Source organism: Brevundimonas sp. (assembly GCF_046295775.1).
Taxonomy (GTDB): Bacteria; Pseudomonadota; Alphaproteobacteria; order Caulobacterales; family Caulobacteraceae; genus Brevundimonas.
In genome coordinates this window covers 15,120-27,287 of record NZ_JBKBML010000014.1, presented here as the reverse complement: position 1 = coordinate 27,287, position 12,168 = coordinate 15,120, and the positions used below count along the sequence as shown (strand labels likewise).

The 12,168-nt window shown below is 69.0% G+C and carries 10 protein-coding genes; 1 reads left to right on the top strand and 9 read right to left on the bottom strand.

The window, feature by feature from the left end; translation table 11 throughout:
• Nucleotides 1-89: 89 nt before the first annotated feature.
• The gene (locus ACK4I0_RS09650; RefSeq protein WP_409610365.1) at nucleotides 90-977 is read right to left on the bottom strand and encodes a LysR family transcriptional regulator; all 888 of its coding nucleotides are present in this window, start codon (nucleotides 975-977) and stop codon (nucleotides 90-92) included.
• Nucleotides 978-1,077: 100 nt separating this feature from the next.
• Here ACK4I0_RS09650 and ACK4I0_RS09645 point away from each other — a divergent pair, with 100 nt between their 5' ends.
• The gene (locus ACK4I0_RS09645; RefSeq protein WP_409610363.1) at nucleotides 1,078-2,175 is read left to right on the top strand and encodes an aldo/keto reductase; all 1,098 of its coding nucleotides are present in this window, start codon (nucleotides 1,078-1,080) and stop codon (nucleotides 2,173-2,175) included.
• 29 nt (nucleotides 2,176-2,204) lie between these two features.
• On the opposite strand, the gene ACK4I0_RS09640 is transcribed toward ACK4I0_RS09645, so the two are convergent.
• The 8 genes from ACK4I0_RS09640 to ACK4I0_RS09605 all read right to left on the bottom strand — a co-directional run bounded on the left by ACK4I0_RS09640 (nucleotide 2,205) and on the right by ACK4I0_RS09605 (nucleotide 11,946).
• Nucleotides 2,205-3,533 carry an MFS transporter gene (locus tag ACK4I0_RS09640; RefSeq protein WP_409610361.1) on the bottom strand — a complete coding sequence of 443 codons (1,329 nt, stop codon included), beginning with the start codon at nucleotides 3,531-3,533 and terminating at the stop codon, nucleotides 2,205-2,207.
• On the bottom strand, nucleotides 3,523-4,269 hold the full coding sequence (locus ACK4I0_RS09635; protein ID WP_409610359.1) for a FadR/GntR family transcriptional regulator: 747 nt from the start codon (nucleotides 4,267-4,269) through the stop codon (nucleotides 3,523-3,525). Before ACK4I0_RS09635 ends, ACK4I0_RS09640 begins: the two co-directional genes overlap by 11 nt.
• The gene (locus tag ACK4I0_RS09630; RefSeq protein WP_409610357.1) at nucleotides 4,269-5,078 is read right to left on the bottom strand and encodes a helix-turn-helix domain-containing protein; all 810 of its coding nucleotides are present in this window, start codon (nucleotides 5,076-5,078) and stop codon (nucleotides 4,269-4,271) included. The genes ACK4I0_RS09635 and ACK4I0_RS09630 overlap by 1 nt, the downstream gene beginning before the upstream one ends.
• An 80-nt stretch (nucleotides 5,079-5,158) precedes the next feature.
• Nucleotides 5,159-6,559, bottom strand: coding sequence for an FAD-binding oxidoreductase (locus tag ACK4I0_RS09625; RefSeq protein ID WP_409610355.1), 1,401 nt, complete (start codon nucleotides 6,557-6,559; stop codon nucleotides 5,159-5,161).
• Nucleotides 6,560-6,575: 16 nt separating this feature from the next.
• Entirely contained in the window at nucleotides 6,576-8,639 is a 2,064-nt protein-coding gene (locus ACK4I0_RS09620) for a TonB-dependent receptor (RefSeq protein WP_409610353.1), read from the bottom strand.
• Nucleotides 8,640-8,782: 143 nt separating this feature from the next.
• Entirely contained in the window at nucleotides 8,783-9,688 is a 906-nt protein-coding gene (locus ACK4I0_RS09615; RefSeq protein WP_409610351.1) for an ROK family protein, read from the bottom strand.
• A gap of 4 nt (nucleotides 9,689-9,692) precedes the next feature.
• Nucleotides 9,693-10,454: an SDR family NAD(P)-dependent oxidoreductase gene (locus ACK4I0_RS09610; protein ID WP_409610349.1), complete on the bottom strand. Its 762-nt coding sequence runs from the start codon at nucleotides 10,452-10,454 to the stop codon at nucleotides 9,693-9,695.
• 7 nt (nucleotides 10,455-10,461) lie between these two features.
• On the bottom strand, nucleotides 10,462-11,946 hold the full coding sequence (locus tag ACK4I0_RS09605) for a carboxylesterase/lipase family protein (protein ID WP_409610347.1): 1,485 nt from the start codon (nucleotides 11,944-11,946) through the stop codon (nucleotides 10,462-10,464).
• Nucleotides 11,947-12,168: the final 222 nt, after the last annotated feature.

Below are 12,168 nucleotides of genomic sequence, written 5' to 3'. Positions count from 1 at the left end.
TCCGGATCCGGCACGGCGGCGGACTGGACTGAGGGTGGGCTCTGCGACGTTCGAGGCAGAACCTTTGCGCCGCCGGCGCCGGCAAGACCCTAGGCCGTCATGGCGTCGATGAAGGCTCGAAGCGGCGGCGGCAGGTGCCGGCGACCCGCATAGTAGAGATAGTTCGGCGGCAGGTCGGGGCACCAGTCCTCGAGCAGGCTGACCAAGGCCCCCGAAGCCAGATGGGGCGCAGCCTGGTCCGCGGTGATCCAGGTGAGGCCGAGGCCGGCCCGGGCAGCGTCGCACAGCATGTCGATGTCGTTGGTCAGGAACTGCTGCGGCGGCTCAAGGCTCAGGGTCTCGCCGGCCCGTTCGAAGGTCCAGGGGTAGAGCGAACCGGCCGTTGGAAGGCGGTAGCTCAGGCAGCGATGGCCGAGCACGTCGCGGGGCGTCTCGGGAGCGCCGAAGGCGGCGAGATAGTCGGGCGAGGCCACCAGGCGCAACGGTACGCCGTCGTCGAGCCGCACCGAGATCATGTCCTGCTCCAGGGAGGGCCGCCGCCGGATACCGGCGTCGAAGCCCTGGGCCACGATGTTCACCAGGCCGTCGTCGACGACCAGCTCCACGCGGATGTCGGGGTAGGCGAGGGCGAAGCCGGGCAGGCGGGGCAGGACCAGGCCGAAGGCGGCGGAGCGGTGGGCCGTGACCCGGACGCGGCCCGTCGGCCTCTCCTGGTCCGCGCTGAGCGCGGCGAGCGCCTCGTCCATGTCGCGCAGGGCCGGGCGCAGGCGGGCGAGCAGCCGTTCTCCCGCCTCGGTCGGCTTGACGCTCCGGGTCGTCCGGTTGAGCAGCCGGACGCCCAGCCGCGCCTCCATCTCGCGCATGCGGTGACTGAGGGCCGAAGCGGAAACGCCGAGCCGGACGCCGGCCCGCGTGAAGCTCGCGGCGTCGGCGATGGCGGCGAACACCGCCATGTCCGCCCAGGTCTCCCGATCCATTAATGAATCCTACTCATCAGCTTTTGGGCTTTTAAGGCGATACCGTGAAGGGCTGCCATCGTCCATCGTGGGTCCCAGTCGCTCCGTCAGGACTTGCCCCATGCCTCTCGACCACTACCGCCCCCTAGGCCGATCGGGCCTGCTCGTCAGCCCCCTCTCGTTGGGGACCATGACTTTCGGCGTGGCCCGCTGGGGCATGGGCCGGCCAGAGGCCGAAGCGGTATTGAACGCCTATGTCGAGGCGGGCGGCAATGTCATCGATACGGCGGATGTCTACGCCTCCGGCGAGGGGGAGCGGATGATCGGCGAAATCCTGAAAAGGCGCGGCGACCGCGACCGGCTCATCGTTTCGACCAAGTCCGGCTTCGCGACGGGCAGGGGGCCCTCCGCCGGCGGCAACGGCGCCAAGGCGGTTCGGGCTGCGGTGGAGGGGTCCCTGCGGCGTCTCCAGACTGACCACATCGACCTGTATTGGGCCCATGTGTGGGACGGCGTGACGCCGCCCGAGGAGTTGCTGGAGACGATGTCGTCGCTCGTGAGGGCGGGCAGGATTCGTTACTGGGGCCTGTCGAACGCGCCGGCCTGGTACGCCGCGCGCATCGTCACCCTCGCCGCCGCCCAGGGACGGCCGGGCCCGATCGCCCTTCAGCTCTTCTATTCGCTGGTCAGCCGCGACATTGAGGCCGAACACGCGCCCCTGGCTCTCGACGCCGGCCTTGGCCTGGCGCCCTGGAGCCCGCTCGCCTACGGCCTGCTCACCGGCAAATATGATCGGAACGCCGTCGAGGCGGGGCCGGCGCGCGCCGGCGGGCTGCCCAACGAGGCCGCCTCCGGCCAGGACGACCGCAGCGCGCGGCTGGACGGCGCCAATCCGTTCGGCGACAGCCTGTTCACCGATCGAAACTGGACAATCGTCGAGGCTGTGAAACAGGTCGCCGTAGAGACCGGCGAACCTCCCGCTCGGGTGGCCCTGGCGTGGGTCCTGGGCCGGAGGGCGGTGCACACAACCCTGGTGGGGGTGAGCCGCGTCTCGCAGCTGAGGGAAAACATCGCCGCGATTGACCTGCGGCTGGGCCCGGACCATCTCGCCGCGCTCGACGCCGTAAGCCGGCCGGCCCTGCCCATGCTTTACGGCCTCTTCGGGGACGACATGCGCAGCCAGGTGGTGTTCGGCGGGGCGTCGGTGCAGTCGCGATGAGGCGGGCCCCCGCCTCTGAACCATCCCGTTCAAGCGGCCGCCTGTGTCCGAGACGCATGATCCTCGCTGTGCGACGGTGCGCGCATCATCGCCAGCACGAAGGCCAGAACCGCAATGGCGCCGGAGGCGAGGCCGACCACGGCCAGCGACAGTCCCAGCTGGCTTTCTCCGCCTAGGATCTGGCTGCCGACGGTGACGAGGGTTGGCGCGATGCCGAAGCCGAACAGTACGCCGAACACGATGAAGGCCCCCAGGCACAGGCCGCGGAACTCGTTGGGCACCAAGACGGCGATCGCCGTGGCCGTCAGCAGGCCGGTCGCGGTGCCCGCGAGCAGCAGAACGCCTAGCAGCAAGGCGAACATCGGAACGGTGGGCGCGAGAGGAAAGACCGCGCAGGGCAGGGCGATGAGGGAGGCGACAACGGCCCCGAGCAGAAGGCCCTTGCCGGGCCTCCAGCGATGGCCCGCGTCGGCCGCGATCCCGCCGATCACTGAACCCGCCACGCCGGCGGCGAGGACCAGTCCGCCGACCCAGCCCGCGAAATCCTCTGGCGACAGACCGAACTGGCGCGACAGCACCGGCGCGGTCCAGGTCAGTGCGGCATTGTCGGCCATGATGACGCTGATCTGGCCGATGAACAGGGGGATGAGGAAGGCGCGCCGTGACCACAGGGCGGCGGCGGACTGCCCAAGGCTCGCACTCTTCAACGCGACTTCACGGCGCTCGGGCTCGCGGATAATCAGGAACAGCGCGGTCAGGCCGGCGCTCGCCAGGGCCACCAGCAGATGCGCCTGACGCCAGGCCGAAAGGCCCTCGAACAGCGGCTCGGGCCGGGCCGCAAGCCAGCCGAACAGGGCGCCGCCGGCTCCGAAGGCCAGGGCGGTGCCGACGTATTTGCCGATCGACAGGAGCAGCAGGGAGCGGCCTCGCGTCTCCGGCCGGCACAGATCGGCGGCCATCGAGATGACGATCGGCAGGACGCAGGTGCCGCCCAGGCTGGCGACCATGCGCGCCGCCATCATGGTGTTGAAATCATCGGCCCATACCGTCATGAGCTGGCCCGCCGTCCAGACTAGGGACATGCCGACCAGAAGCCAGCGCCGCGTCTTGTGATCGACCAGCCAGCCTAGCGGAATGGACACGAGGATGGCGGGCACGGCGATGGCCAGTCCCTGCAGATAGCTGAGCTGAAGGTCGCTCAGCCCCATGTCGGCCTTGGTGATTTCCGCGAAGGGCGAGAAGGCGGACTGGATCGTCGACCCCGAGGCCACGGCGACGGCCAGCAGGAGGATCGTCCACCCGACCGAGGGAGCGGCGCGCACCCGAACGGCGTCGACTGAAAGCGGTTCAGAGGCCATTGCCGGCTCCGGCTGGGATGGGGGTGTTGGGGCTGAGGCCCTTGAGCACATCTCCGATGGAGACGTCGAAGTGCGCATTCATGGCCGCTTCGGCCGCCGCGGGGTCGCCGGCCTTGATGGCGCGCGCGATGGCGTGGTGTCGTTCGATGATGACGGTCTGGTCGCGCTGCGCCAGGCGCGTGTCCCAGGCCGCTGGAACAGCGATCCGCATGAGGGGCGCGAAGGAGCGCACGATCTGCAGGAACAGAGGATTGTGCGCCGCGAGCGCGATGGCCTCGTGGAAGGCCAGGTCGTGGCCGGTCATGGACGGACGGTCTGCCACGTCGCGCTCCATCAAGACCGCCAGCTCGACGATGCGGTCGGCTTCGGCTTCGGTGCGATGCGTTGCGGCCAGGGCGGCGGTGCGGGCCTCGATCGTGCGGCGCACGTCCCAGACATCACCGATGCTGATCTGGTCGGTGGAGACCGCGTGGTCCAGCGAGTTGGCCAGAACCGATCCGTCGATGGCGGCGATCCGGGCTCGTCGGCCGTTTCCGACATCGATGACCCGCAGCGCCGCAAGCGCCCCAAACGCCTCGCGCATTACGGCGCGGCTGACGCCGAGTTCCAGAGCGAAGACGCCCTCGCTGGGGAGGCTGTCTCCGACCTTGAGACCCTGGTCGCGGATGTAGTCGTTGATGTGCTGAATGGTTTGGCGGACGCGGGACGGTTCGGCCAGCAGGGCGGCGGGGGGCATCAGGCGGCGAGCCTCCGGGCGCGGTAGTCGCTGGGCGAGACGCCGAAGCGGCGACCGAAGGCGCGCGCGAAGCTGGCGTTGTTCAGATAGCCGCTCTCATAGCCGATGGACGACACCGGCAGGTCCGTGGTTACCAGCATCTGGCTGGCTCGTTCCAGGCGCCGCTGCGCGAGGGCCTCGGCCACGGTGCAGTCGAACATCTCGCGGAAGCCGCGCGTCAGCTTCTCCCGGTTCAGACCACAGCCGCGGGCGATGGCGTCCAGGGAGAGCTTCTGCTGGCATTGCTCGTCGATCAACGCGCGGGCCTGGACCAGGCGCAGGCAGTCGGCCTCCGAGAGGGCGGTGGCGCCGGCCATTGGGGCAAGGGTGGCGTCATCCAGCCGCCGCCAGGTCTCGAACAGCAGTTCGATGCCCTTGGCGGTCCGATAAATGTCGCCGGCCTCGCCGCCCAGTCCGCAATCGCGCAGGGCCAGGGCGATGGCGCGCAGGTCGGTTGGGAGATGGAAGGCGTCGGTGGCTCCGGCGTCCGGCCGGGACAGGCCGCGGATGCGAGTCAGGGCGCGCTCGGCCACCAGCAGGACGACGCGCGCCGCGCCCGTATCGCGCGCCAAGAGGGCGTCGACGCCGCCCGGCGCCGTCACCTCGAGCCGGGCGGGCGCCTTGATCGAGCCAAGGCCGTAGGCGACGCCGAAGGGATGGACGGGCGCGGACGTGGCCGTCAACGGCCCCCGTCCAATCAGAATGGTCATCTCGGGCGAGACGACGATGCAGGTGGCGCGGTCGGCCTCCCCAGGCGTGATCCGGTCCATGGCGTCCTCCGACGCTCCTCTGCGGGAGCTGATGCGACCGTGAACCTATCTGACAGGTCTGGCAAGACCTTTCAGATAGGTCAGAAGGCGAATATCTTGCCCGGATTGAACAGGTTCAGGGGATCCATGGCGCGCTTCAGGGTGCGCATCACCTCGACACCGTCGCCCATCTCCTCGATCAGCCAGTCCTGCTTGCCTAGGCCAATGCCGTGCTCGCCGGTGCAGGTGCCGTCCATGTCGAGCGCGCGACGGACAAGGCGTGCGTTCAGGGCCTCGGCCTCGGCGGCCTCGGCCGGACTGTTTGGGTCCAGCACAAAGACGACGTGGAAGTTGCCATCGCCGACGTGACCCAGGATGGGCGCGGGAATGCTGGCGCCCTCCAGGTCTTGCTTTGTCTGGGCGATGCATTCGGCGAGCCGGCCGATGGGCACGCAGACGTCGGTGGGCCATCCCACCGCACCCTTGCGAAGTCCGGTCGCGGCGTAATAGGCCTCGTGCCGCGCCTTCCAGAGGGCGTCGCGCTGCTCGGGCAGGTTCGACCAGCGGAAGGCCGAGCCGCCATTGCCGTCCGCAAGCTCCGAAACTGTCTCCACCTGTTCCTGCACATAGCGTTCGGAGCCGTGGAATTCGAAGAAGAGGGTGGTCTTCTCTGGATAGTCCAGGCCGGACCAGGCGTTCGAAGCCCGCATCTGCACGTCGTCCAGGATCTCCACCCGGGCCAGAGGCACGCCCAGCTGGATGGATTGGACCACCGTGTCGACGGCGCCCTGGATGGTGTCGAAGCTGCACACCGCCGACAGGATCGCCTCGGGAATGCCGTGCAGCCGCAGGGTGACCTCGGTGATTATGCCCAGGGTGCCTTCGGAGCCGATAAACAGTCGCGTCAGGTCGTAGCCTGCGGCCGACTTTCGCGCTCGTCGCGCGGTGCGGATGTCGCGGCCGTCCGGGGTGACCACACGCAGCGACAGGATCGCCTCACGCATCGTGCCGTATCGGACGGCGTTGGTGCCTGACGCGCGGGTCGCGGCCATGCCGCCGATGGTGGCGTTGGCGCCGGGGTCGATGGGGAAGAAGAGGCCCTGATCGCGCAGGTGAGCGTTCAACTGCTCGCGCCGGACGCCGGCCTGGACGGTGACGTCGAAGTCTTCCGGATTGAGCTGAAGGATCTGGTCCATCTCGGACAGATCGATGGTGACCCCGCCGCGCACCGGCGTGGTGTTGCCTTCGATCGAGGTGCCCGCTCCGTAGGCGATTATCGGCGTGTTGTGGGCCACGCAGGCTCTGACCGCCGCGACCACCTCCTCGGTGGAGCGGGCGAAGACCACGGCGTCCGGCAGGACGGTGTCGAAATGCGCCTCGCTGGAGCCATGCTGGGCGCGCATGGCCTCGCCCAGATGCAGGCGCTCCGCAAAGACTTCGCGCAGGGTCTGGATCAGGCCGGCGTCGAGCGCCGTGGGGCTTTGGGCCATCAAGGCGCTCACGCTTGCTCCTCCGTTTCTAGAAGCTGTAGCCGAAGCGAACGCCGACGCGGCGGCCGTCGCCGACCAGGCCCAGGCTTCCCAATGCAGGCAGGCCGGCCACCGACAGGACGGAGCTGTCGATGAAGGCTTCGTAGTAGTCCTCGTCGAACAGATTGTTGGCGAACACCGAGACCTCGAAGCCGTCCCAGCGGTAGGCGACGGAGGCGTTGGCCAGCCAGTAGGCGTCCAGTCTGGGCGCAAAGGTCTGCGACAGGCTGGCGCCGTTGCGCTCGCCCTTGCCGACCACGCCGCCCGATAGGATCAGGTCGCCCCGTCCGATCGGCTTCACATAGTTCGTCTGAAGGTTTGCACTCCAGTCCGGCTCGAACGGAAGGCGGTTGCTGGGCAGCTGTCGGCCAGTGGTGTCGACGTAGCGGCTGTCGTCGGTGATCCGCACGCGTTGCAGCAGGGCGCCGCCGCTGACGGTCCAGGCGTCGGTCAACTGGGCGGTGAACTCCGCCTCGACGCCGAAGCTCTCCGCGTCGCCCGTGTTCAGGTTGATGCCGACGATGCCCACACCAGTGGTCGACGGCGCCAGCGAATTCTGACCGATGACGTCAGAGTAGTCGTTGAAGAAGACGGCGCCGGTCAGGGTCAGGCGACGGTCGAACCAGCGCGTCTTGGCGCCCGCCTCATACGTCCACACAGAATCTCCATCCCACAACGGGTTGGGCGCGCCTGGCCCGTTGGCGCCGCCGCCGCGGAAACCCCGCGCGATGGAGGCGTAGACCATGCTGTCGTCGCCAAAACTGCGGCGGAGCGCCAGGCGGGGTTGGATCTCGTCCGCCTCATAGGTGGCGCTGACCGCGCTGACCGTCGTCACCTCCTGGTGGTCCAGCCGCAGGCCGAGGCTCAGCTCCCACTCCGGAGCGAAGTTCCAGAAGGCCGTGCCGAACACGGCCCACAGCTTGGCCTCGGTGTCGCTCGTCGCGGTCTGCTGCAAGGGCGGGTTGGCGATGAAGAGGGTGGTTGTGGAGGTCTGGGACGTGTCTTGGCGGCTGGCGAAGCCGCCGATCAGGGTCGAGAAGGTGTCCGACCAGGCGGTGTCGAAACGCACCTCGGCCGTATTGGTGCGCAGCTCGCTTTCGCCGTTTGAGAAGGCAAGGGGGATGGGCTGGAAGTCGGCGTCGCTGGATCCGGTCTGGTCGCGACGATCGTGCGACAGGATGATCGTCATGTCCGTCGTGGCCGTCAGGGCGGTGTCGAACTTGGCGTTCACGCCGCTGTATTCGTATTCCGCCTGGCTGCGGAAGTTTGTCTGGGCGTCGTCACGATAGTCGGTCGGGCCGGTCGTGACGGCGTAGAGGGGCAGGGGGCCCTCGATCGTGTCGTAATAGGCGTTGGCGGTCAGAACCGAGGCGCCCGGCAGGGTCCACCGCAGCGAGCCCCGGATGGTGTCCTGCCGCAGGCGGTTGGCGTCATCGAAGCCGAGCAGCGAGTTACGGACGAAGCCGTCGCGGCCCTGCGTCCCGACCGAAAGGCGGCCCGCCAGCACGTCCTCGACGAGGGGGCCGGAGATAGAGGCGCCCAGGGTGTAGAAGTTGTCCGGCCCCGCGTAGGCGGCGCTGAGGCGGCCCTCGACGTCGTTCGACGGTTGGCGCGTGGTGATGTTGATGGCCCCGCCCAGGGTGTTCTGCCCGAACAGGGTGGACTGGGGCCCCCGCAGCACCTCGATCTGCTGCACCGCCAGGGTGGGGCTGTTCAGATAAGAGGTGTTGGCTTGATAAATCCCGTCGACGAAGATGCCGACCCCGGGCTGGACGGTGTCCAGCAGGGTCACGCCGACGCCGCGGATCGACACGAAGCCGCGTCCGGCGCTGTCCGACGCGATGTTGAGGCCCGGCGTCACGGCCGCGATCTCGCGCACGGTCTGGAACTGACGGTTCTCAAGGGTCTCGGCGGTGACGGCCGTGACCGCGACCGGGACGTCGAACAGTCTTTCCTCGCGCTTGCGGGCCGTCACGATGATGTCGTCGACGGTGGTGGCTTGTGGTTCGCCGACCGCGACCTGGGCGTGCGCCGCGCCGGCGATGACGGTCATGGCCACGCTTGTCGCCAGAAGAGTGTTCAGTCGCATCCTGTCGTGCCCTCGATTCGCGCCGTCTTGGGACGGTCGCCTTGTGTGGGGAACCTGCCAGCAATCTAACCTATCTGATAGGTCGGCGGATGTGCCGAACCGCAGCCTCAGTTGGCGCCTTCAAGGGCGCGCAGGCCGAGAGCGACCGCGCCAAGCGGGCCGGCGCGATGGCCCAGGGCCGGGGCGGCGATGAATTCGTCCCAGGCCCCGGCGAGCTGCGGCGATGTCAGATAGCCGGCCAGGCTGTCCGATAAGCGCGCCCTCACGCGCGGCCACAGATGGGGCTGGCCGAGGGCGACGCCCCCGCCGATCAGTATGCGTTGCGGCATGGCGGCGAGGACGAGGTTGTGGAGCAGGCCGGCCATAGCGTGGACCACCTCGTCCCAGACCGGGTCCGTCCGGGTCAGCTGTTCGGCCGGGAAGCCGGCCAGGGCTTGGATGGCGGCGCCGGAGGCAAGGCCTTCGACGCAGTCGCCGTGAAAGGGGCAGTGGCCCGGCCAGGCGGCGCCGGGCAGGCGAGGAACCCGCATGTGGCCGGCTTCGGAATGCCACAGGCCCTTGACCGTCCGGCCGTCCACGATCGTGCCGACGCCCAAGCCGGTGCCCAGGGTGATGTAGATGAAGGAGTCCAGGCCCTGGGCGGCGCCCCAGCGATGCTCGGCCCAGGCTGCGGCGTTGACGTCGGTGTCGAACCCGACGGGCACGCCCCAGCGGCGCGCACGGCCCAGGATGTCCACGCCGCTCCAGCCCGGCTTGGGCGTGTTGACGACTTGTCCATGGGTCGGGGACGTCGGATCCAGGTCCAGTGGACCGAAGCTGGACAGACCCACGGCGTCGAAACGGTGCCGGTCGCGCCAACGCCGCAGCACTCCGTCCAGGACGTCCAGGGTCTGCAGCGGGTCCTCCGTGGGAATGCGGGTCTCGCTGCGGATGTCGTCCGGCCCGGATCCCAGCACGGCCACGCATTTGGTGCCGCCCAGCTCGAGGGCGGCGATCAAAGGCTTTGCTTTCATGATCTCACCAGCAGGTGTAGCCGCCGTCCGCCAGGACGATGGCGCCCGTCACAAGGCTGGACGCGTCCGACGCCAGAAAAAGAACCACGCTGGCCACCTCCTCCGGCTCCCCCAGCCGACCCATCGGCGTGGAGTCGATCCAGCGTTTGTACATGGGGGCCTCGCGGTCGGCGAAGGCGTTCAGCGGTGTGGATACATAGGTGGGCGCCACCGCATTGACGCGCACGCCCCTGTCGGCCCATTCGGCCGCCAGCGACCGGGTCATCTGATGAACTGCCGCCTTGGAGGCATTATAGTGCGCTTGGCCTTGGGGCCGGTTGACGATCAGTCCGGACATCGAGCCGACGTTGACGATGGCGCCGTGGCGGCGCGCCAGCATGCCGCGCCCAAAGGCGCGCGCACACCAGAAGGCTCCGTTGAGATTGACGTCGAGAACCTTCAGCCATCGCGCGTCGTCCATGTCCTCGGCGGCGATCTCGGACAGGGCGATCCCGGCGTTGTTGACCAGCAGGTCGATCGGTCCCACCTCCTCAGCCACGGCGTCGACCCGCGTCCGGTCGGTCACATCCATGACCCTGCCCTCGGCTGCGCGCCCTCGCGCGACAAGGCCCGCCACGGCGCGGTCGATGGCGTCTGCGTTCAGGTCGGCGATGACGATGCGCGCGCCGGCCTCCGACAGGGCGTCGGCGCAGGCCAGGCCGATGCCAGAAGCGCCGCCGGTCACAAGCGCGGTGCGGCCGTCCAGTCTGAAACGCTGCAGATACATGGCCGCCTCAGGGCCAGAAGCGCGCGGCGGGCATCGGCGCCTCATAGGCGGTCTCGCCGGTGTCGAGGCGGTGCACAAGGCGATCTTTCGCCGTGTACTCGGGCCAAGGCAGGCTGCCGTCGCGCGCGAAATCGACCCAAATCCGATGCACCCGGTCCGCCAGAGCCTGAGGCGGAACGTTCCCCAGCACGCCCTTGGGACCGGTGGCGGCCGCCAGGGTGTCGAACACGAACGGCAGCTCCACCGCGTGGCAGGCGCCAAGCTCGCCGTCGCAGGCCGGGGAGCGCCAACCGAATTCATAGACGTGGGTCCGCCCGCGATGCGCCTCCGCATAGGCGCGGACGGGCCAGCGAAAGACCAGATCGCTCATGGCCAGGGTCAGGGCGTCGCCCGGCCGCACCCCTTTGCGCCCCATGCCATAGGCCCGCAGGATCGCCCCGGCCTTCCGAATCGACCGACCCAGCAGGAACCACGACAGGAGGCGGCCGACCCCGGTCCGCACGCCGGTCGGCACGAAATACAGGTTCATCTCTTCGGTGTTGGACCCGATGAGAACATCGACCTCGGCGCCTGCGCCGGCTTCCAGCGCCTGAAGCGGCGGGGCGGGGAGGACCTCGTCGCCGAACACCGGCAGGAAACGGCTCAGCCCGTAGGCGGGGTCACGGCCCTGTTCGTCGCGCAGGTCCAGGCGGGCCGTCGGCTCGGAGACCGTCTGGACCGCGTCCAGCGTCTGTTCGATGCTGGCGGAACGGAACCCGTCAAGCGTTGGGCGGACGCCCAGCGCCTTGGCGACGGCCCGGGTCAGGCGATGGGTGACGGGGATGGAGCGGACCATCGATCCGTGGCCGCTCTGGATGATGGCGCGACGAAACAGGCCCCGGGCGAGCGGCGAGGCCACCAGGTCGGCGATGGCCATGGCCCCGGCCGATTCGCCGAAGACGGTGACATTGGCGGGATCGCCGCCGAAAGCTGCGGCGTTCGAGCGGACCCACTCCAGCCCTGCGATCATGTCGCGCAGCCCCAGGTTGGCGGGCGCGCCGTCAATAGGCAGAAAGCCCTCGACCCCGACACGGTAGGCGAGGGTCATCAGGACCACACCGTTCCGCGCGAAGGCGGTCCCGTCCTGCACGGGCGCCATGGCCGCGCCGCCGACGAATGCGCCGCCGTGGATGAAGACCATCACCGGCAGACCCGCGGCGTTTGAGTCGGGCGTCCAGACATTGACGGTCAGGCAGTCGTCGCCGCCTTCCCAGCCTTGGCCGACGAGAGGGGCGATGTCCAGGGCGGGAAAATCCTTCAGCCGGTAGGGCGCGGTCGGGCCCGGTTCGGCCGCGTCGCGAACGTCTGCCCATCCCTCCGCCGGCTGCGGTTCGCAGAACCGCCGCGCGCCCGTCGGGGGCGCCGCATAAGGCAGGCCCAGGTAGCGCTCGACGCCGCCGATCCGCCGTCCGGCCACGCGCCCGCCCGATATTTCAGTCTGAGGCTCGGTCATTGGAAACCCGCTGCATTGTCCGCCTTGGTCGTGAGTATGGCGCATCCCAGGGTGGGGGCAGCGTCCGTTAGTGTGCCCAGCCGGAGCATTTCGATGCTCCGCAACGGCCGGAAGGTCGCTCTGCGTGGCGCATGGAGGTTGGGACGATGGCGTCGTGTGAGGGATCCGCCATCGCCCCGCCTCCGTCCTCGGGCGGCGGGCCGATGAAGCCTGCGGCGAAGC